Consider the following 21,186-nt stretch of genomic DNA (forward strand, 5'->3'; position numbering starts at 1 on the left):
TGTTGCTTTCCTCTAGCTGTAAACCATGTTTTTTCGGCTCAGATGGGTAATGACAGAGCCATACCATAGCGGTGTTATGCGCCAACGACCGCCGGCATCCGTCCTGACCACCCCCTGATCAAGACAGGCTGTCATGGTTTGTTCCACTGACAATAACGACAGCGTCGTCACCAATGCCAGCTCTTCATGGTTAAGCGCCTTATGAGTTACCAGTGCCAGTAAGATAAAGCAGGCATCCAGAGACAGCGAAGACAAAAATGTTGCCGCAGGACGCTGGGGAAGAGCAATCACCACATCCCGCCCTTCGTAACTGGCGGCTCCCAACCAAAGATGCAGGGCCATTTCCGGGTTACCACCACTAAGCTCCCACAACAGATTAAATACCCGGGTATCAGCCGCCCGGAATGAAGATGCTTCCGTTCCGGCCATTGCCGATAGAAGCAAATCATCATATTGCAGCTTCCTGCGGGAAGCATGATGACGGGATAAAATCAGCTTGCGCATCTCACTCGCGGTCCAACGCGGCATACTGACAGCATGAGTGAACGGATGCTCATGCCGGAATACCCGGCAAAGGTAATGCCAGCTCGGGCCATGCATGATCACCAAATAGAAAACATGGGGATTGCGTCTGTGCAACGTCTTGAACAGTTCACGCACACCGTCAAAATATCCGGTCTGGGCAAGTAAGAGATTTTCCGTCTGGTCGATCACCACCAGGCGCTTTTCCTGCTGGCCGTTCGATTCATCCGGTAAGCCTTTCTCATGCTCCTCAAGCATCAAACGGACATCTTCCGAGGTACAGGTCTTCGCCCTGACATCCATCCATTGAACCAGCCACTGGGAATGGTGACGGACCAGTTGCCGTATGAGATGGGTCTTACCCGCGCCATGCTCTCCATGTAGTAACAGCACATTATCTTGTTGATGCCCTTCAAACCATCGGCTTACGGGCTCAGTGATCAGCGTCAGTGTCTGCTCCAGAGTGATCAGAGGCTGTTCCTGCTCGTCACGCTCCAGCAACCAATATCGGTAGGACTTCTCCAGAAATGGGTTAAGCTCCGCGTCTTTCTCTTCTTCATCGCTACCTATGGCGGTCTCCAGGCGCAATCGAAGCAGTCGCAGGGACAATGTCCGGTAATTTTCAAACTGAGATAATTTGCCGTGAAGACTCAGTACAAGATCCCGCAACTGGGCCAGGACAAACAGAGCGGGCCAAAACAGCAGCAGCCAGGGTTTCCTCAAACCGGCCTCCGCGACAGCAGCTTTAGCTGGTGCCAGCTGGTGAGCGATAAATTTTTCCGTGATTGGCGAGTACTGTCTCAGAGTGACAATCAAGAGCCCCCACATCAATACACTCAGCGTCACTTGCAGCAGGCTGTGCAGCATCCCTCCGCCGGCGACGGCTGTCAGTTGCAGAAGTGCCCATCCCACAACCGCCGCCACAGAAAACCGGCCGGCCCGATCGTGCATCCTGGAAGCCCCTGACTGGGAAACAAACTGGTCCACCCTGGAGTGCATACGGGCCAGTAACCACTCACTGAGCACCCGTACAGCCCGGAACAGGGCATAAACCACCCCCAGGGGGGCAAGCAGACGGAAAATATGCCAGTGGGAGGGGGCCAGCATGCTCACATATACCGCCAGTCCCCAGATAACCAGCCAGGCGGCATTGGGTTTGATAACCCATACCAGAGAGTTAAGAATCCGCATACTGGGACCATGCCCCAGCCTGCTCAACATCCGACGCTGAAGGTGAGCCACTCCTTTGGTGGAGAGCGTGGCCAGTCTCAACATGAAGACAATGGCCACAATCAGCATAATCAGCTGCATTGACCAAGCTGAATACAACGCCACAAGATGACCCTGGGTACTGGCGGTTTCGTGCTCAAACTGCATATTTTCAAAAAAGCGCATGAGCAGAACCGGCATCAGCCAGTGTAATTCCCGGGAGATATCTTCCAAGGCCAGATCCGGCTGCTCCAGCATGGTATCCAAGCCATCGTTGTTGAGAGCCAGATTGTGGTAATACACCGCGATGGTTTTTAACACCTGCACCGCAGATTCAATGTCGTCAGCCATATTCTTTAGCTGAGCATCAGCGTCTATCGGCACCGGTGCAACACTGTCAGGCAAGGTCATGATTTCACGCCAGAGAGAATCGGCTGCAGCAACAGTGACAGGTCCCGAGCTGAGACGCTGAGCTAACTGACCACTAAGCTGCTGCCACTGCTGGGTAAGGTGGCGAAGGGAGGTAATATCGGGCACAGCGGCGTCAGAGGACTGTAGTTGCATCACCCAGCCACTGCTGCCGGACCAGTGGTGAAAAAGGCTTTCAAGAGCCGCCAGTTGGCTCGACGGCAATCTCAGCCAGTGCTCCCTGATGGAAACGACATCCCGCCTCAACGGAACCAGTTGTCCCTGAACCTCAGTGATATCGTCAGCCAGCTTTTCACATTCGACGGCTTCAAAGGGCACATTAACCCCCTGTGCGGACAGGGCAGCCATATAGGCTCTGCGAGAGGTCATGTCATCCAAAGCGAATGGAAACAAGTGGGCACGTTGAAATGTCAGCGGTATTTTACCCTGACGGATAGCCACAAAGCTCTGCTGTGCGGTGATAAGTTGTTGCTGCTCTGCTTTAAGGCTTTGCAGTTGAAGGTTTGCATCCTTGCAGTCAGCACGTCCGGCCCCGGCAACAAGAAAACACGTCACCATAACCAGGATCTGAAGGACCAACATGCGGTATCGCATTACACTACCCATAGGCTTCGAGAATAATCCAGTCAAACTGCTCCATCTTACATAATCGCCATAGTTGCCGCGGACAGACGACACTACAAGCCGATCTCTTCCCGTTCGATGACTTCCGACTCTTCTGTCGCCATGCGCAGCCACTCCTGCATGTTCGCATCCTCCAACTGCCATTCCACATAACGCTGAGACAACTCGGACAGTTGTATGTTGTAGGAGTCAAATCGGAAGACCACTGGCGCAAACATGGCATCGGCGATAGACCACTCACCAAACAGACCGCCCATCCGGGGTTGTCTTTGTAGACATTCATTCCAAAGACGGTCGATACGGGAAATATCATTGGCAAGTTCATTACTGAGAGCCACTTTTCGGTCTTGGGCCCGGCAGTTCATCGGCAAGGCCTGGCGTAAAGCCATAAACCCGCTGTGCATCTCGGCGCTGACGGCTCTGGCCAAAGCTCTGTCTAAGGCATTTTCCGGCCACAGGCCTGGTACTTTCTCTGCCACATATTCAGCAATGGCCAGGGAGTCCCAGACGGTCAGCTCCCCATCAATAAGAACCGGAACCCGACCGGCATCAGAGAATCGATATATTTGGTCACGATAACCGGGGGTATCCAGGGCGATACATTTTTCTTCGAAATCCATACCGCTATGACGCAGCACCAACCATGCCCGAAGCGACCAGGAAGAATAATTCCTATTACCAATTACCAGTGTCATCATTGTAGTTTATCCTGTTCGAATCGTATTCCCTTGGGGCGAGTTGGCCGGTAAGGTGGAGAACCATTCCTTATAAACGTACCATTATCGGTGTCGGCAACCTAAAATAACACTAAAGGAACTTGATCGCCTGCTTCAGATACTCATGCCACTACATGCTGAGAATTTGTAGCTATTATTAGAGGATGCAAGCTTTACACGAATAATATCAAGGGTACCAATGCCTAAACCTATTAACCGCCACATCCTGTTTTTGATATTTTTGCTCATGGCCAGCCTGTCGGCCTTGTCAGCACCGCTGGAGTCACCGGCCGGCCGTATTTTACTGACGGTCAGTGGAAAGGTTTCCAATACAAATACCGACGGTGCAGCAGAGCTGGACCTGACGATGCTGGACAGCCTGCCTCAATTTTCGATTACCACTTCAACTCCCTGGTATGATGCTCCACGGAAGTTTACCGGGCCTCTGGCCAGAGATCTGGTAAAACTGCTCGGTGCAAGTGGAGAACAGGTTAAGGCGACAGCCTTGAATGATTACAGTATCAACATTCCATTGGAGGATTTCGAAAAGTTCGATGTGGTACTGGCAACCAGAATTGACGGAAAAACCATCAGTGTGCGGGAAAAAGGGCCGATTTTTGTGATTTACCCATTTGACGACCATACTGAGCTGGTCAGCGAAACCTATTATCAACGATGCATCTGGCAATTAGATCGCCTTTCTTTTCAATAGATCAATGGAGTGCCAACTTTGTCCCGATTAAGGATATTCCTGGGTGCAGTATTTGTTCTGACGTTGATATGCCTCGGCTTAAGTGTCACCTTTACGATCATGGACCTGCGCGAGAGCACACTGGAAGTCAGAATTGCAAAAGACGACATTACATGGCCGGCCCATCAGATAGAAGTCGAGGCCTACCAGACGCTCAGCACCGTCTTACGGGCCAGGCAGACACCGGAGATTCTCCCCCACCTGGACCTGCGCTACGCTCTGTTACTTAGCCGTACCGACCTGTTCAAACATGGAGAGTTTCTGGACGCGATATATCAGCTCCCCAAATCCCAGAAATTGCTCCAGAATATTATTCGCCAGGCAGAGAACCTTGATCCCTTAGTTAATCGGGCCATGAGTGGAGAACCCAATAGCCTGGATCAACTGGAAAAGGCGTTGGAAACGCTTCTCGACCGCTCTCACCAACTCACTCTGCAAATCAACTACGACAAAATCGAACAGATAGTGTCGAACCGCAAGCAACTGTCCGCGGTATTTCTGTCGACAGAAATTTTACTGGGGGTTCTGGCACTACTCTCACTACTGGGCTTTATCTTCCTGTACCTGATGATCGAACGGGCCGAAAAGAACCGGGCCGAAGCTGAATTCCATCGCCGCCGGGCAGAGGCCAATAGTGAAGCCAAGAGTCGCTTTTTATCCAATATGAGCCACGAGCTGCGTACTCCGCTCAATGCCATCATGGGATTTGCCCAGCTCATCAAAATGGAGGATGAGAATCTCAGCCGGGAGCACCTGGATAATGTGATAGAAATTTATACCGCCAGCGAGCACCTGCTTTCCCTGATCAATGACATCCTCGATCTGTCAAAAATCGAAAGCGGCCAGCTCGGCATCAGTATGGAGCCCTGCTCGGTCATGACAGTGATCAATGAGTGCTTCAAACTGGTGAATCGGCTCGCCTACGAGAAAAACATATCCCTGCATGCGCCTGTCACCCGTTTTGACTATCTTATGGAAGTCGACCACACCCGTCTCAAACAGGTGCTCACCAACCTTTTGACCAATGCCATCAAATACAACCGCAAGGATGGCTGGGTCAAAATTGAATTACGCCGCAGAGAAAGGGATAACCACCTGCGTATTGAAGTCATCGATAACGGTATCGGGATCAGAAAGCAGGACCAGAGCAAGGTGTTTCAACCCTTTGAACGTCTCGCTGATGACGTCACTATCGAAGGAACAGGGATAGGCCTGGCACTGTGTCAGCAATTGGTCATGCTGATGGGTGGGGAGATCGGCTTCAAGTCCACGGAAGATGAAGGCAGCCGTTTCTGGGTGGATTTCCCGGTGAAGGAAGTTCTCGCGCCGGAAAATGTCGACCGCAAGCCTATCTCCATTGAGCCTCTGCCGGACGCCAAAACACTCCTCTACATTGACGATAACCAGACGAACCTGAAACTGTTGGAACAATACCTTTCATCATTTCCCGGATTAAAATTGCTTACCGCGACTGACGCGGATCAGGGACTCGAGGTGGCGGCCCAGACGTTACCCGACATTATTCTCCTGGACCTCAACCTTCCCCGCGTAACCGGTTACGAAGTCTATCGACGATTAAAGTCACAACCCTATCTGGTGGATACACCCGTTGTCGTAGTAACGGCCAACATTAACGCCCAGATTGAAGCCGAATCACTGGGAATACAGTTTGACCGGATATTGATGAAACCTATCGACTTCAATGAGCTGGAGCGGGTATTGGACTCCGAGCTGGACATGCAGACAGCCAAGTCGGCCTTTCTCTGAGTCGATTCCGCCACGCGCTTGTTGCCCGCCATAATGAGTGGCATGATTTCGCGTTTTTAAATCTGAGTGAAGTCTATGAGTTCATCCCTGACCGTTATTGCCGGAAACAAGGCCCGTAAAATGCTCCTGGAGCAAGGTTTCCGGCAGGAACTCTTCAGCGGAATGGCCGCCGCATCCGGAGGGCCAAAGTGGTTCATTCTGTTTGGACTGGACTGCTACCTGTTTGGAGAGTTTTTTCAGGGACGGACAACCCCACTGCATACCCTGGGGTCTTCAGCCGGAGCCTGGCAAATGGCCTGCTTCGGACAACGGGACCCGGTCGCTGCCATCACTCGACTGGCGGACTACTACTCCCACGAAACCTACACCGCAAAGCCAAGTGTCAAACAGATCACCGATCAGGCCCGTCTGATGGTACAGCACATGCTCGGTTCAGACGGCGCCAGAGACATCGCAGAAAACCCGATGATCCATACGCATATACTGGCCAACCGCTGCCATGGACCAGTCGCCTCAGAAGCCCCTCTTCTTCAGACTGCCGGCCTGGCACTGGCAGCAACGGCAAATGCGATATCCCGTTCCTGGCTGGGTCGATTCTTCGAGCGGGTCATTTTTCATGCCGGATCCCAAAGCCACTATCAGTTCAACGATTTCAATACCCAGTACGCGAAACTAACGGCAGAGAATGTAGAAGACGCTCTGCTGGCAAGCGGATCAATTCCTTTGGTATTACAGGGGATACAAAATATTGAGGGCGCACCACAAGGCATTTACCGGGACGGTGGAATCATCGACTACCACTTTGATCTGCCTTTTCATGAATATGACGGCCTGATGCTCTATCCGCATTTTTCCCGGACGGTGACTCCCGGCTGGTTTGACAAGCGTTTGGGGTATCGCAAGGTATCGCCACAGAGCTATGACAATGTGGTTTTGCTGACACCATCCGCTGAATTGGTGTCCAGTCTTCCTTACCAGAAAATATCAGACCGTAATGATTTTAAAAATCTGGATGCCGACACCCGGATTCGCTACTGGCAAAAAGTACTGGATGCAGGAAAGCGCATGTCAGAAGAGTTGGATGCCATGATCCAGCACGGCAAGGGACTGGAAAACATACTGCCGTTCCCCGCCTGAACCAGCGCACATATCCCTCATCGTCCCGTTGAGTCCACTACCGCATTGAATTAGTGTGAACAGGTCCTGGCGTGATATGGCCAGGCCTCAGATTTCAAAGAGGAGCCGCCATGAACATAATAAGAACACCTGAAGAGCGCTTTGAAAACCTTACAGACTACCCGTTTTCTCCCCACTACCTGCAGTTGGGGGAACTGCGGATGCATTATGTGGATGAGGGCTCGGGCGAATCCGGGTTTACGGTCCTCATGGTGCATGGAGAGCCGTCCTGGTCGTACCTCTACCGCCATATGATTCCCATTTGTGCCAGTGCCAGACATCGGGTTATCGCACCGGATCTGATTGGTTTCGGTAAATCAGATAAACCCACACGAATGGAAGATTACAGTTATGCCGGTCACGTTGAATGGTTAAGACAGTTTGTCGACAAGCTGGATTTACAGAATATCTGTCTGGTATGCCAGGACTGGGGATCCTTGCTTGGATTGAGGCTGGCCACCCTGATGCCGAATCGCTTTGCGGCTATTGTCGTTGGTAACGGTTTTCTGCCCACAGGCGAACAGAAAGTTCCATTTGTATTCAAGGCGTGGCGGGCCTTTGCGGTCTACAGCCCCTGGTTTCCTATTTCCAAAATCGTCAATTCCGGCTGTTTTAAAAACCTGAGCGAGGACGAACGTCGAGCTTATGATGCCCCATTCCCAAGCTCACGTTACAAGGCCGGAACCCGGGCTTTCCCCAGGCTGGTACCCACGGAGCCCGATGCCCTGGGCGCGGAGGAAAATCAAAGGGCCTGGAGAATACTGCAGCAATGGCAGAAGCCATTTTTGACCACCTTCAGTAATGGAGATCCCATTATGCGAGGTGGAGACCGCTACTTTCAGGAACGTGTCCCCGGCGCTAAAGGCCAACCCCATGTCACTCTCAAGGGAGGGCATTTTCTGCAAGAGGATGCGGGACCGGAGTTTGCCACCGAAGTGAATCGTCTGCTGGACCGGATGGCCGAATAGCCATCCGGGAACACATAATACGCTGGCACTTCCCTGTGCCGAAGTGATCTACAACCGAAATTAACCGGCGTCGATCTGCACGAGCAACTCGCCAGGGGTGACCCGATCTCCCTTTTTCACCAGGATTTCTTTCACAGTCCCGGATATGGCCGCCTTGATCTCAGTTTCCATTTTCATGGCTTCAATGACCAGAACCGCTTCACCGGCGGCAATCTGTTGACCTTCCGCTACTAGGACATCCACAATATTGCCCGGCATCGAAGCTGATACATCTCCTGGGCCTGCTGCTTGTGGCCGCTTACCTTCGCCGCCACCACGGGTATATTCACCGGTAGACTCGATCGCGATTTCTTCAGGTACACCGTCAACCGTCATATAGAAACGACGCTCGTTGTCGCCATGAGGGCTGACACCGGTGACATGAATATCGTATGTCTCACCATGAACCATGATCTTGAACTCTGTCGCAACAGAAGCACCGGCTGCCGTGGCCTTAGGCTGCAAAGGCTCTGGCTTGAGAGTGCCCGCATTACGGCCTTCAAGGAAAGGTCTGGCAACTTCCGGGAACATGGCATAGGTCAGAACGTCTTCTTCAGACTTGGCAATACCACTGATCTCAGACGCCACATTTTCCAGCTCCGGCTTCAGCAGGTCAGCAGGACGGCAATCGATGACATCCTCTTTTCCAATCGCCGCACTTTGCAGCTCACGGTTAACTTCTGCCGGCGCCGCGCCGTACCAGCCCTGAAGGTAGCGCTTCACTTCATTGGTAATGGTTTCGTAGCGCTTACTGGTCAGAACGTTGATCACAGCCTGGGTACCGACAATCTGCGATGTAGGCGTCACCAGCGGCGGAAAGCCCAGATCTTCACGAACTTTGGGAATCTCAGCAAAGACATCCCGGATGCGGTCCAGCGCACCCTGCTCTTTCAACTGATTGGCCAGGTTGGACATCATGCCCCCAGGAACCTGGTTGATCAGCACATTGGTATCGACGCCGTTGTACTCACTTTCAAACTGGTGATATTTCTTGCGGACTTCACGGAAGTGGTCAGCAATCTCGCCCAGCATATCCAGCTTCACATCCACCTGATAACCGGCTGCCTGCAGCGCAGCGACCATGGTTTCAGTGGGAGGATGACTGGTTCCCCCGGCAAAGGAGGAAATACAGGTATCCAGATGATCCACTCCAGCTTCCACCGCCTTCAACTGACACATGGAGGCCATGCCGGAAGTGTAGTGTGAATGCAGGAAGATCGGCACCTGGAGATCCTGTTTGAGAGCAGACACCAGATCAAATGTCACCTGGGGAGTCAGCAGCCCCGCCATGTCTTTGATGGCAATACTGTCCGCCCCCATATCCACCATGCGCTTAGCCTGCTCAACAAACGCCTCGACCTTATGCACAGGGCTGGTGGTATAGCAGATAGTGCCCTGGGCATGCTTGCCCGCCTTCTTGGTGGCGGCAATGGCAGTTTCCAGGTTACGAACATCATTCAGGGCATCAAAAATACGGAATACATCAATACCGTTTTCCGCAGATTTTTCCACAAATGCCGTCACCAGATCATCCGAGTAATGGCGGTAACCCAACAGGTTCTGCCCTCGCAGCAGCATCTGCAGACGGGTATTCGGCATCGCCTTGCGCAGCGCGCGCAGACGCTCCCACGGATCTTCTTTCAGAAATCGCACACAGGCGTCAAAGGTGGCGCCGCCCCAGACTTCCAACGACCAGTATCCAGCCTGGTCCAGCTTGGCTGCCACCGGCAGCATATCTTCGGTGCGCAACCGGGTTGCGATCAGTGACTGATGCCCATCGCGTAAAACCACATCAGTGAGCTGAATAGTACGTGTCATGTTCATCCTCCCTTAAAGGCTTGCCTGGGCTGCCACAGCTGCAGCCAATGCGGCCGCCAGTGATTCGGGACGCCGCTTAACAGAATAGTGAGTCAGTTCGGGATGCGCTTCGACAAACCCGGTATTGAATTTTGCAGCCTGAAATTCAGGGTGCTGCAGAATCTGTTTGTAGTATGGAATCGTGGTGGTAATCCCAAAGATCTGCATGTCTTCCAGTGCCCGCTCGCACCGCTCCAGCAGCTCTTCCCAGGTCATATTCCACACAATCAATTTTGCGCACATGGAATCGTAGTAGGGTGGAATCGTGTAGCCCGTGTAGATCGCCGCGTCGGTTCTCACGCCGGGGCCGCCCGGGGAGTAATACCGGCTGACACGACCAAAGCTGGGCAAGAATCCGTTTTTCGGGTCTTCCGCATTAATTCGGAACTGGGCAGCGAAGCCTCGGTGAGTTATATCTTCCTGAGCGTAGCGCAGCGCTTCACCCGCAGCGATACGGATCTGCTCTTTAACAATATCCACACCCGTAATGGCTTCGGTAATCGTGTGCTCTACCTGAACACGGGTGTTCATTTCCATGAAATAGAAACTGTCGTCGTGGTCTAGCAGGAATTCCACCGTTCCGGCGTTTTCGTATCCCACTTCCCGCGCCACCTTGACCGCCAGTTGACCAACATAGTCACGCTGCTCTTCATTGAGCTGTGGAGAAGGCGCTAACTCGATCAGTTTCTGGTTACGGCGCTGGATAGAGCAGTCGCGTTCATACAGGTGGATAGTGTGGCCTTTGGAATCCGCCAGCACCTGAACCTCAATATGGCGAGGATCCACAATACATTTTTCCAGAAACACATCCGCCCGACCAAAAGCCTTGGTGGCTTCAGAGATCACGCGGCCAAAGTTGGCGCGCAGCTCTTTTTCGTCATTACAACGACGAATACCACGCCCCCCCCCCCCGGAAGTCGCCTTCAGCATCACCGGATAGCCGATTTCTGCAGCACAGGTAACGGCTTCTTCCACGTCAGCAAGATTTCCCTCGCTTCCCGGTGTGACCGGTACACCAGCCTGGATCGCACTGGTACGGGCTTCGGTTTTGTCTCCCATTTTACTGATCACTTCAGAACTGGGACCGATAAACTTGATACCCCGCTGCTCACAAATAGCAGCCAATTCAGCATTTTCAGAAAGAAAACCATAGCCGGGATGCAACGCATCACAGCCGGATTCCACCGCCAGATTCACAATCTTGTGGGGGTTCAGGTACCCCTGCAGGGGATCGTCTCCCACAAAATAAGCTTCGTCGGTTTTTTTAACGTGAAGCGCATAGCGGTCAGCATCGGTGTAGATTCCCGCTGAACGAACTCCGAGTTCCCTACAAGCGCGGGCGATCCTTACAGCGATCTCCCCGCGATTGGCGATCAGAACTTTCTTGATGGAAAGATTATTCTTACTCGCCGGCGAAGTAGCATTGGTAGACACAATCAGGCCCTTCCCATAGCTGTGAAAAATGTATTTAAGGTAGCTTGTACCCGAGAGGCGAATCGATTGGAGGGGAGTGAGGAACAGGTGTAGATGTGACAGCACACCCTAGTGTTACGGCCCATTTCCCCCTCAAAAAGATCTCGGCCGTACGCAATTCTATTGGAAAGATGGGGGATTCTGACAAATTAACAATTGTTAATATTGATATAGATCAAGGCAGAAAAGGGTGATATTTAGTAGGGAAACAAGCTGTCAGGCCAGCAAATACGCTGAGCTTTCAAAACGAAAAACAGATAATTATCTACCTGTAATGAATTTTTGTTAAATCCGCATTTTTACCTATCGCCGCATTCATCCGCCCACTACATTAGCTACAGCTACACGAAGCCCTCCGCCCCACTTTGCGAGCAGAAGAGCCCCTTAACGAACAAAACTACCCGCAATTTCCGGGAGGGCCATAAAGAATCCCTCCCGGGTATCTCAGGCGGCTTCCCGGTCAGAATCCAGCCCCTTCGCTTCTTCCCCGGCTTTGGATTCAGGTTTTTTATCCAATTCCTTCTTACCATGTCGCTCATGCAGAAACCGAAGCACTTCAGCCCGTAGATGGTTGTAGTGTGAATCGTCTGCGAGTGCCAAACGATTGCGAGGGCGAGGCAGGTCAACGTCCAGGATTTCGCCGATTGTTGCTGCCGGTCCATTGGTCATCATCACGATGCGATCTGACAGTAAGACCGCTTCATCCACATCGTGAGTGATCATAATGACCGTGTTCTTGAGGTCTCGCTGGATTTCCATCAGCGAATCCTGCAGATGCGAACGAGTCAGCGCATCCAGAGCACCGAATGGCTCATCCATCAGCAGCACTGTCGGCTCCATTGCCAACGCCCGGGCAATCCCGACACGCTGCTTCATCCCACCGGAAATTTCACTGGGTTTCTTGTGCATGGCATACTCCATATGCACCAGGCGCAGGTTATGCTCAATCCATTCCCGCATTTCAGCCTTGGACTTCTTACCCTTGAAGACCTGCTTCACCGCCAGCTCCACATTTTCATAGGAAGTAAGCCACGGCAGCAGAGAATGATTTTGAAACACCACGGCCCGCTCAGGCCCAGGCTCGTTAACTTCTTTACCCTCCAGAACCACACCTCCTTCTGTGGACTGAAGCAGGCCTGCCACAATATTGAGCACCGTGGACTTTCCGCACCCTGAGTGACCAATCAGGGATACGAACTCCCCTTTTTTGATCTTCAGGTTAACGTTATCCAAGGCCTTGAATTTACCCTTGGGGGAATCAAATTCGATACTGATGTGGTCGATAATCAGGTGTTCAGCGGACATCTGCTGTCCTCCTTTCAATTAATACGTTACCGTTCGAGCAATTAATACGTTGCCATTCGAATCAACTAATACGCTGCTGTTCGATGTCATCGAAAGCCTCGCTGCTGCGGAAAATTGTGAGGCCTATTTCAGGCAGCAATTTTCTTGCCTGTTTAGTGCGTTTTCGCGATGCATCTTTGCCCACACAGGCCGCTAACGAACCGCGACCGTTTTATCCCAGGAAACTGAACGCTGTATTGCGAGCATAATCCGGTCGAGGATGAAACCAATGAAACCAATGGTGAACACTGCCACCATAATGCGTCCCAATGAGTTGGAACTTCCGTTTTGGAACTCATCCCACACAAACTTTCCAAGCCCCGGATTCTGCGCCAGCATTTCTGCGGCAATCAGCACCATCCAACCCACGCCAAGGGACAATCTCATACCGGTAAAGATCATCGGCACAGCGAACGGCAGAACCACCTTTCTTACCTTGGTGAACCATGGCAGCCTCAATACCTGACTGACATTGATCAGATCCTTATCAAGCCCTGAAACACCCACAATCGTATTCACCAGCGTCGGCCACATACAACACAAGGTGACGGTGATCGCCGAATTGACAAAGGACTTCTCAAACAAGGGATCATCAGAGACATAAACCGCACTGACAATCATGGTGACAATTGGCAGCCAGGCCAAAGGGGAAACCGGCTTGAAAATCTGTATCAATGGATTGATTGCGGTATACATGGTGTTGCTGAGACCGCAGACAATACCGATTGGCACCGCGATGACCACCGCCAGGATAAAACCGGCAAATACGGTATACAGGCTGGTATAAATCTGGTCGATGTAGGTCGGGCGACCGTGATATTCCCGCCACTTGACCTCTGCGTCCGGATTCTTGGCCAGCTTTTTGGCGTTACGCTCTTCCTGGCGCTGATAAAAGGCATCCGCCTTCTCCCTTTCTGCGAGATGTTCCTGCCACAGTCCTTTTGCCTGTTGCCATACCTGGACCGGACCGGGAACAGTCCCTAATGAGGTTTCCACCCGCGATGCCGATGCATCCCAGATCCAGAGAAACAGAACAAACGCCAGGATGGGGACACCAATCCCTCTTATAATTGCGTTCACCTGCTCTTTCGGGTTTTCGCCTTTGAACAGCCGCAGCCAGGGTGCAACCCATTCAATATTTTCCAGACTCTGCGCGACTCGTGCGATCATATGTGCTTGCCTCCCGATCCCGGCATGGCTGACAAATGTCTTCAGCCATGGGCCAGGACGATAAGTGAGTGATTACTTGACGACTTCGTCACCCTTCAGACCGATGCTGAACTGGTTCAGATATTCGTTGGGCTTGTGTCCATCAAAAGTGATCCCATCGATGAACTCTGTTTGCGGTGGGCGGAAACCGTCTTCCTTATCAAAGTCAGGAAAATCCGCTTTACTCAATTTGCCTTCGGCGATTAACTCTTCGGCAGCTTGGCGATAGATGTCAGGGCGGTAGACTTTCTTGGCGATATCCATAAACCAGCTGTCATCCTTGGGCTCTGCAATCTGGCCCCAACGGCGCATCTGGGACAGGTACCAAACCGCATCGGAATAATATGGATAGGTCGCGTTGTAACGGAAGAATACGTTGAAATCCGGGACTTCACGTTTATCTCCCTTCTCGTATTCAAAAGTGCCTGTCATGGAGTTTGCAATCACTTCGTAATCTGCGCCGACATAATTGGGTTGAGACAGTATCTTGACCGCTTCGGGACGGTTGGCATTGTTGTTGTCATCCAGCCACTTGGCTGCACGGATCATTGCTTTGACAACAGCAATATGGGTTTGTGGATATTTGTCGGCCCATTCCTTGGAAACACCGAATACTTTCTCCGGGTTGTTTTTCCAGATCTCATAATCGGTAATGACGGGAACCCCGATACCTTTGAATACCGCCTGCTGGTTCCATGGCTCCCCAACGCAGTAGCCGTATATGGTTCCGGCTTCCAAGGTCGCGGGCATCTGCGGCGGTGGCGTTACTGAGAGAAATGCATCAGCATCAATCTGGCCGGAGATGTCCCCTTTTTTCGGAGCATAATAGCCAGGGTTTATGCCCCCGGACGCCAGCCAATAACGCAGCTCATAGTTGTGGGTGGACACCGGGAATACCATCCCCATCTTGAATGGCTTTCCTTCAGCCTTGTACTTATCCACCACTTTCTTGAGGTAAGCCGCTTTAATCGGATGAACCGGTTTACCATTTTCCATGGGGATATATTCTTTCATGGCCTCCCAGACATCGTTGGAAACCGTAATCCCGTTACCATTCAGGTCCATGCTGAACGCGGTGATGATATGGGCCTGGGTACCGAAACCGATCGTTGCTCCCAGAGGCTGACCGGCCAGCATATGGGCACCGTCCAGCTCACCGGTGATGACCCGGTCTAGCAGAACCTTCCAATTCGCCTGGGCTTCCAGCTGAACATAAAGCCCTTCGTCTTCAAAAAACCCTTTTTCATAGGCAATCGCCAGAGGAGCCATATCGGTCAATTTAATAAACCCGAACTTAAGCTCTTCTTTTTCCGGCTCCACTGCCTGAGCACTAGCAACAACACAAAGAGATAAGGCTATCCCCTTGGCCAGTTGTTTTAATGAGGTGGTCAATTTCATGGTCTACTCCGTCTTCTAGTTTTGACAGGGTAAAACCAAGTTCTGTGCCAGAGATTTAAAAATATCATGATTTTCATTGGGTTAAATTAATTCAAAACAGATAGTCACCATGTTGGTGCAATGCCCAATTCCCAAAAAGCACCATTAAAATCCACATAACCGCACCAAACAGAATAACTACGCACGAAATTGTGCATCGTTCCGGCACTCTCTTTCTGAATGTTCAGACGACATTCATTTTCCTCTTGACCTATGTCTAACTCATAGGTTTTAAACTGAGCTTAAATGAGAGAACGGAAGTGAATGACAGAAAGTACGGAAGTGAATGACAGAAAGTACGGAAGTGGATGAAAAAGAGTACGGAAGTGGGTGAAAGAGAGTGCAGAGACTCATTCTGATCAGCTTCCACAGGAGCAGACCATGCAATTAAAAGTGAGTGAGCTTGCCAGACAAGCGGGGGTGACAGCGGATACTGTCCGCTTCTATACCCGTCAGGGGCTGCTGTCCCCTACCAGGGATGGTCATAACGGCTATCAGTTATACAGCAGGGAAGACCTGCAACGGCTCCAGTTTGCCAAAAAGGCCCGGCAACTGGGGTTCACCCTGAAAGAGATCACCTCCATTCTGGAGCAGTCTGAGCAGCATCACTCCCCCTGCCCCATGGTGCGTGACCTGTTTGAAAACAAACTTCAGGAAGTGGAACAGCAGATAGAAGAGTTGCAGGCACTCAGAGACCACATGAAAGACGCCATGTCCGTTTGGAGTTCCATGCCGGACGGAAACCCGGATGGACATACCATCTGCCAGTTAATCGAACACTGGGAGGAAGATCAGAATGAACAGCGGTAAGGTGACCACTCAGCTGAATATCACCGGCGCCAAGTGTGCCGGTTGTGTACGCAAAATCGAGCAGGCTCTGCAATCGGTAGAGGGTGTAGAGAAAGCCTCTGTCAATTTTGCTGACCGGACAGCAGAGGTCGAAGGCTCCGCCCGGTGTGAGCTGCTGATCGCGGCCGTTGAGGACATAGGCTATGGCGCTTCTGTAATAGAAGACGAGGGCAAAGCCCAGGAAGAGCGTGAAGCCGAGGAAATGAAGTATTACCGAAAGCTGATCCGCAACATGTGGCTGGCTCTCGGGCTGGGTATTCCGCTGATGGCTTGGGGCCTGTTAGGTGGTGAAATGATGGTTCAGCCCGGTTCCAGTCAGATAGTCTGGCTGGCAATGGGACTGATCACCCTGGCGGTCATGGCCATTTCAGGCGGACACTTCTATACCGGTGCCTGGAAAGCTTTTAAAAACCATTCGGCCAACATGGATACTCTGATCGCATCCGGTACTGGCGCCGCCTGGATTTATTCCATGGCGGTAGCAGCGATTCCGGGCCTGATCCCAGAACTTGCCAGACATGTTTATTTTGAAGCCTCCGCCATGATTATCGGCCTGATTAATTTGGGTCTGGCCCTGGAAATCCGAGCCCGTGGAAAAACCTCCCAGGCGATTAAGCGCCTGCTGGACCTGCAGGCTAAGACCGCCACGGTCATCCGTGATGGCGAAGACGTCCAGATCTCCGTCGAGAAAGTACTGAAAGGTGACCTTATCCGGGTACGGCCCGGAGAAAGGATTGCCGTGGATGGAGAAGTCACAGAAGGCAAAAGCCTGTTGGATGAGTCCATGCTGACCGGCGAGCCGATTCCCGTGGAAAAGAAAGCGGGAGACCAAGTCTCGGCAGGTACCATCAATCAAACTGGCTCCCTCGTATATAAAGCCGTTAAAGTCGGCAAAGATACGGCGCTCGCACACATTATCGCCATGGTGAAAAAGGCCCAGAATGCCAAGCCCCCCATTGGACGACTTGCCGACAGTATTTCAGCAGTGTTTGTTCCTGTTGTGTTATGTATCGCGGTGATTGCAGCGCTAATCTGGTTCAACATCGGTCCTGAGCCCAAAATTGCCCACATGCTGGTAGCGGCCACGACAGTACTGATTATTGCCTGTCCCTGTGCCCTGGGCCTGGCGACGCCCATGTCGGTCATGGTTGGTGTAGGAAAGGCAGCAGAAGCCGGCGTACTGATTCGCAATGGACAGGCGTTACAGGTCTCCAGCGAAATTACCACCATGGTATTGGACAAAACCGGCACCATCACCCAGGGACACCCATCAGTAACCGAGATCTCAGCTGTTGATTCGCTGGATCAGACCCGGGTTCTGCAGTTGGCGGCCAGCCTGGAAAAAGTTTCTGAACATCCTCTGGCGCTTGCCGTGGTAGAAGCGGCGAAGTCCCGCAAGCAGGACATTCTTCCTGTCAGTGACTTTGATACGGCTTCCGGCCTTGGCGTAAAAGGCGTGGTTGATACTCAAGCGCTGCTCTTGGGGAACCAGCGCTGGATGAAGCAGAACGACATCAATATCGAGGAAATTTCAGAAGCTGCCAACCGTATGTCCGAGCGTGGTGAAACCCCTCTCTATCTTGCCGTGGACGGAGCCGTGGCTGGTGTTATCGGGGTTGCTGATCAGGTTAAGCCTGATTCTAAAGCTGCCATTCAACGTCTGCAGAGCCGCGGTATCCGAGTCATTATGTTGACCGGAGACATCGAAAAGACAGCTCACGCCATTGCCGACCAGGTAGGTGTGGATGAGGTCATTGCGGAAGTTATGCCGGAAGACAAGGCCCGCGTTATTGAAGATCTGAAGGCAAGAACCACTTCAGGCAATAAAGCCAACAAGGTCGGTATGACCGGTGATGGCATCAACGATGCGCCCGCACTCGCCTCGGCCGATGTCGGTTTTGCCATCGGGACAGGAACCGATGTCGCCATAGAATCGGCGGATATTACCCTGATGCGTGGCTCCCTGCACGGCTTGGCTGACGCTATCGAGGTTTCCCAGGCCACCGTCAGAAATATCAAACAAAATCTGTTTGGGGCATTTGTCTACAACACACTTGGGATCCCCATTGCTGCCGGACTGCTGTACCCGATCTTCGGCATTTTGATGAGCCCGGTGCTGGCGGGAGCGGCCATGTCCCTGTCGTCAGTCACCGTTGTCAGCAACGCTAATCGCCTGCGTCTGTTCAAGACCAGTAATCAGAAGTCTGCAACCGGAGGTCAACGTTCATGAATACGCTTCTTGTCAATGTGATCGGATTGGCTCTATTGGCTTTTGTCATTTACTGGTTCTGGCTTGCCAAGCCCAGCAAGGGGACTAAGGCCGAGTCGGGAAAAATTACCATCAAGGTAGCCAACGGGGTCTATTCACCAGCCGTTATAGAAGCCCCGGCGGGCAAGCCTATCTCGCTCAGTTTTCTGAGAGAGGATCCGAGTCCATGTGCACAGAAAGTGGTTTTTGCTGATCTGGACATCAGTGAAGACCTGCCGCTGGGCAAGACCAAAACGATACAGCTCCCGGCACAACCTACAGGAGACTATCGATTTACCTGCCAGATGCAGATGTACCAGGGAACCCTGAAATTTATTTAATTGCTGACAACTGTCACAACTATGCTGAATACGTTTTAATAAAACGGTTGATCCACGGTACCAGAGATTAGCTTCAGACCGGGATCAGCTTGCCTTGCTCATGGGGAAATACCCCAATGAAAATACAGGGAGAAATCAATGAATCGCCCACTTTTATCCAGATTAGCCCTTTCATTTGCGCTCGGAGCCTCCATGTTAGGGATATCAGAGACCTCCTCTGCCGAAACCATGACCGTCTACAAGTCTCCCAGTTGCGGCTGTTGCGAGGGTTGGGTCAAGCATATGGAACAGGCGGGCTTCGATGTCGAGGTTCATAATCTCCATGATATGAACGCCATCAAGCAAAAAGTCGGGCTGCACCCCGGGCTTGCTTCCTGCCATACCGCATTAGTGGATGGTTATGTTTTCGAAGGCCACGTGCCGGCCCAGGATATCCGACGCTTTCTGGAAGAGAAGCCTGAGGCCAAAGGACTTGCGGTTCCAGGAATGCCTGCGGGAGAAAACGTCCCCGGCATGGAGGTCCCTGGAAGAAGAGCCAGATTCGCCAGCTATCTGATACCGGCAACGGCAACAGAAAAGCAGCCCGGCATCTATGCCGTTCATGAATAGCGTTATACAAATTGTTTCAAATTAAGAGAGTCTGTAGCATTGGCTCGCTTGGTGACTTATGCAACAATGTTTTCGCTTTCCTGCCTGAAGGATACTACGTCAGACAGGAAAGTTCGGACAGGAAAGACAGGTTGCGATGTTACGTCGTGGGTTCAATGGCTATCAAACTTAAGGCAGACGACATATGCTGAAAAGTCTGAAAAACCTGATTGATCAACTCATCACTCAGGACCAGTTGCCGCTGAACCAACCGGCCCTTGAGCAAGTCACAGCAGCACTCCTGATTCAACTGGCAAGAGTGGATCAATCCATTGATGACAGCGAGCTAAAAGTCGTCGAGGACTATGTCGCATCCACCTTTCATCTGTCAGCTGAAGCAGTCAAAGGGGTTGTTGAAGCCGCCAGCCATACGGCGGAGCATGCTACATCATTGTATGAGTTTACTTCATTGATTCACGAAAGCTGTACTCCTTCCCAGAAGTACCAGATTATTGTGAACCTCTGGCGAGTGGCTTACGCTGATGGAGAGCTGGACAAATATGAGGAACACTTTATCCGTAAAGCCGCCGAGCTACTCTATGTGCCCCATCCGGAATTTATCAGGGCCAAACTAGAGGTTACTCAGGGCTGAGCGGCCCATGCACCCGTGTCTCTCATATCGATAACTTAGGGCCTGTTCATACTTATTCGGTAGCCTCTGGAAAGGTCGCCATGGCTGATACAAGGAATAAGTTGGCGAAGAAGTGCCGTTTATGCAGAATAAACGAATACTTTTAGCTGGCTTCTGACACAGCAAGGGCGACGCAAGTAGTTTTCCTGTGGTTATTTAGATCGATCTACTGACAGGGACCTGATAATGGCCAAAACGGTTCTGATCACCGGAGCCAGTTCCGGTATCGGCAAAGCTCTTGCGTTGGAATTTTCCCGACGGGGCTATCATTTGGGACTGGTTTCCAGACGTCTGGAAGCCCTTGAATCGCTTGCCGCCCAAATCCAGGCAACCCATCCCTCCATTCAGGTGGAATGCCGTGCACTGAATGTCAACGAAATAGCTCAGATCAAGCCAGTAATCCAGGACCTCCGTGACAGCCTCGGCAAACTCGACATCGTGATCGCCAATGCGGGGATCGGCGGAGGTTCATTTGTTGGCAGTGGCCACTTGAACCAGGACCTTGCCATCATACAGACCAATGTCGCCGGAGCCATGGCGACCATAGATGCTGCAGTGGAGATTTTCAAAAAACAGCATAGTGGTCATATTGTTGGTATCTCATCCGTTGCGGCCTATCGTGGGATGCCGGGTTCTGCCGCCTACTGTGCCTCCAAAGCGGCGATCGCCACCTATCTGGATGCCCTCACCACGGAGCTCTACCACACCCCGATCAAAGTCACGACACTTTACCCGGGCTACATTGATACGCCTCTGAACAACATGTTGAAAAAGAGACCGTTTCTGATAGATGTGAACACCGGTGCCGGCATCATGGCCAATCTGATTGAGAAGGAAGTCACAGTGTCGACCGTACCGGTCTATCCCTGGAGCATGATTGGAAAGCTGTTGAAGAATATTCCCCGATCAATGCTGGCCAAAAGAAAAGCCCCCTGATCCCTAGAGTTC

General features: G+C 51.9%; 17 protein-coding genes. 10 read left to right on the plus strand and 7 right to left on the minus strand.

The annotated features are described in order from the left end of the window. Positions 1–12 precede the first annotated feature (12 nt). Positions 13–2,754: an ATP-binding protein gene (locus tag BTA51_RS02795; RefSeq protein ID WP_210404747.1), complete on the minus strand. Its 2,742-nt coding sequence runs from the start codon at positions 2,752–2,754 to the stop codon at positions 13–15. Between the two features lie 83 nt (positions 2,755–2,837). Further along, positions 2,838–3,482, minus strand: coding sequence for a glutathione S-transferase family protein (locus BTA51_RS02800; RefSeq protein WP_094705862.1), 645 nt, complete (start codon positions 3,480–3,482; stop codon positions 2,838–2,840). A gap of 217 nt (positions 3,483–3,699) precedes the next feature. On the opposite strand from BTA51_RS02800, the gene BTA51_RS02805 reads away from it, so the two are divergent. From BTA51_RS02805 to BTA51_RS02820, 4 genes are all read left to right on the plus strand, one after another. Next, positions 3,700–4,212, plus strand: a complete 513-nt coding sequence (locus tag BTA51_RS02805) for a hypothetical protein (RefSeq protein WP_094705863.1) — start codon at positions 3,700–3,702, stop codon at positions 4,210–4,212. Positions 4,213–4,221: 9 nt separating this feature from the next. Continuing rightward, the gene (locus BTA51_RS02810; protein WP_246840894.1) at positions 4,222–6,018 is read left to right on the plus strand and encodes an ATP-binding protein; all 1,797 of its coding nucleotides are present in this window, start codon (positions 4,222–4,224) and stop codon (positions 6,016–6,018) included. A gap of 75 nt (positions 6,019–6,093) precedes the next feature. Next, positions 6,094–7,155 (plus strand): hypothetical protein, encoded by a 1,062-nt coding sequence (locus BTA51_RS02815; RefSeq protein ID WP_094705865.1) that lies wholly within the window; start codon positions 6,094–6,096, stop codon positions 7,153–7,155. Between the two features lie 110 nt (positions 7,156–7,265). After that, a complete protein-coding gene (locus BTA51_RS02820) occupies positions 7,266–8,162 on the plus strand; it encodes a haloalkane dehalogenase (RefSeq protein ID WP_094705866.1) in 897 nt (298 codons plus the stop codon). Positions 8,163–8,222: 60 nt separating this feature from the next. Here the strand turns inward: BTA51_RS02820 and oadA are convergent, their stop codons facing one another. From oadA to BTA51_RS02845, 5 genes are all read right to left on the minus strand, one after another. Then, positions 8,223–10,025, minus strand: a complete 1,803-nt coding sequence (oadA, locus tag BTA51_RS02825) for a sodium-extruding oxaloacetate decarboxylase subunit alpha (protein ID WP_371333169.1) — start codon at positions 10,023–10,025, stop codon at positions 8,223–8,225. Positions 10,026–10,031: 6 nt separating this feature from the next. After that, positions 10,032–11,447, minus strand: coding sequence for an acetyl-CoA carboxylase biotin carboxylase subunit (locus BTA51_RS02830; RefSeq protein WP_371333171.1), 1,416 nt, complete (start codon positions 11,445–11,447; stop codon positions 10,032–10,034). 528 nt (positions 11,448–11,975) lie between these two features. Continuing rightward, positions 11,976–12,836 (minus strand): ABC transporter ATP-binding protein, encoded by an 861-nt coding sequence (locus BTA51_RS02835; protein ID WP_094705868.1) that lies wholly within the window; start codon positions 12,834–12,836, stop codon positions 11,976–11,978. A gap of 192 nt (positions 12,837–13,028) precedes the next feature. Continuing rightward, a complete protein-coding gene (locus BTA51_RS02840; protein ID WP_094705869.1) occupies positions 13,029–14,045 on the minus strand; it encodes an ABC transporter permease in 1,017 nt (338 codons plus the stop codon). A 72-nt stretch (positions 14,046–14,117) separates the two neighbouring features. Beyond that, positions 14,118–15,482: a CmpA/NrtA family ABC transporter substrate-binding protein gene (locus tag BTA51_RS02845; protein ID WP_094705870.1), complete on the minus strand. Its 1,365-nt coding sequence runs from the start codon at positions 15,480–15,482 to the stop codon at positions 14,118–14,120. 420 nt (positions 15,483–15,902) lie between these two features. Here BTA51_RS02845 and BTA51_RS02850 point away from each other — a divergent pair, with 420 nt between their 5' ends. From BTA51_RS02850 to BTA51_RS02875, 6 genes are all read left to right on the plus strand, one after another. Continuing rightward, entirely contained in the window at positions 15,903–16,331 is a 429-nt protein-coding gene (locus BTA51_RS02850; protein ID WP_094705871.1) for a MerR family transcriptional regulator, read from the plus strand. After that, entirely contained in the window at positions 16,318–18,600 is a 2,283-nt protein-coding gene (locus tag BTA51_RS02855) for a heavy metal translocating P-type ATPase (protein ID WP_094705872.1), read from the plus strand. The genes BTA51_RS02850 and BTA51_RS02855 overlap by 14 nt, the downstream gene beginning before the upstream one ends. Further along, positions 18,597–18,959, plus strand: coding sequence for a cupredoxin domain-containing protein (locus BTA51_RS02860; RefSeq protein ID WP_094705873.1), 363 nt, complete (start codon positions 18,597–18,599; stop codon positions 18,957–18,959). Before BTA51_RS02855 ends, BTA51_RS02860 begins: the two co-directional genes overlap by 4 nt. A 138-nt stretch (positions 18,960–19,097) precedes the next feature. Then, positions 19,098–19,568: a DUF411 domain-containing protein gene (locus tag BTA51_RS02865; RefSeq protein WP_210404748.1), complete on the plus strand. Its 471-nt coding sequence runs from the start codon at positions 19,098–19,100 to the stop codon at positions 19,566–19,568. 184 nt (positions 19,569–19,752) lie between these two features. Then, a complete protein-coding gene (locus BTA51_RS02870; RefSeq protein WP_094705874.1) occupies positions 19,753–20,199 on the plus strand; it encodes a TerB family tellurite resistance protein in 447 nt (148 codons plus the stop codon). A 225-nt stretch (positions 20,200–20,424) separates the two neighbouring features. After that, a complete protein-coding gene (locus BTA51_RS02875) occupies positions 20,425–21,174 on the plus strand; it encodes an SDR family oxidoreductase (protein WP_094705875.1) in 750 nt (249 codons plus the stop codon). The last annotated feature ends 12 nt before the right edge of the window (positions 21,175–21,186 follow it).

The organism is Hahella sp. CCB-MM4, assembly GCF_002260525.1.
Lineage (GTDB): Bacteria > Pseudomonadota > Gammaproteobacteria > Pseudomonadales > Oleiphilaceae > Hahella.

Bases quoted from the DNA above. Each gene is read 5' to 3' on its own strand.
- BTA51_RS02795 (WP_210404747.1), bottom strand. From the start codon at position 2,754: ATGCGATACCGCATGTTGGTCCTTCAGATCCTGGTTATGGTGACGTGT.
- BTA51_RS02800 (WP_094705862.1), bottom strand. From the start codon at position 3,482: ATGATGACACTGGTAATTGGTAATAGGAATTATTCTTCCTGGTCGCTT.
- BTA51_RS02805 (WP_094705863.1), top strand. From the start codon at position 3,700: ATGCCTAAACCTATTAACCGCCACATCCTGTTTTTGATATTTTTGCTC.
- BTA51_RS02815 (WP_094705865.1), top strand. From the start codon at position 6,094: ATGAGTTCATCCCTGACCGTTATTGCCGGAAACAAGGCCCGTAAAATG.
- BTA51_RS02820 (WP_094705866.1), top strand. From the start codon at position 7,266: ATGAACATAATAAGAACACCTGAAGAGCGCTTTGAAAACCTTACAGAC.
- oadA (WP_371333169.1), bottom strand. From the start codon at position 10,025: ATGAACATGACACGTACTATTCAGCTCACTGATGTGGTTTTACGCGAT.
- BTA51_RS02835 (WP_094705868.1), bottom strand. From the start codon at position 12,836: ATGTCCGCTGAACACCTGATTATCGACCACATCAGTATCGAATTTGAT.
- BTA51_RS02840 (WP_094705869.1), bottom strand. From the start codon at position 14,045: ATGATCGCACGAGTCGCGCAGAGTCTGGAAAATATTGAATGGGTTGCA.
- BTA51_RS02845 (WP_094705870.1), bottom strand. From the start codon at position 15,482: ATGAAATTGACCACCTCATTAAAACAACTGGCCAAGGGGATAGCCTTA.
- BTA51_RS02850 (WP_094705871.1), top strand. From the start codon at position 15,903: ATGCAATTAAAAGTGAGTGAGCTTGCCAGACAAGCGGGGGTGACAGCG.
- BTA51_RS02855 (WP_094705872.1), top strand. From the start codon at position 16,318: ATGAACAGCGGTAAGGTGACCACTCAGCTGAATATCACCGGCGCCAAG.
- BTA51_RS02860 (WP_094705873.1), top strand. From the start codon at position 18,597: ATGAATACGCTTCTTGTCAATGTGATCGGATTGGCTCTATTGGCTTTT.
- BTA51_RS02865 (WP_210404748.1), top strand. From the start codon at position 19,098: ATGAATCGCCCACTTTTATCCAGATTAGCCCTTTCATTTGCGCTCGGA.
- BTA51_RS02870 (WP_094705874.1), top strand. From the start codon at position 19,753: ATGCTGAAAAGTCTGAAAAACCTGATTGATCAACTCATCACTCAGGAC.
- BTA51_RS02875 (WP_094705875.1), top strand. From the start codon at position 20,425: ATGGCCAAAACGGTTCTGATCACCGGAGCCAGTTCCGGTATCGGCAAA.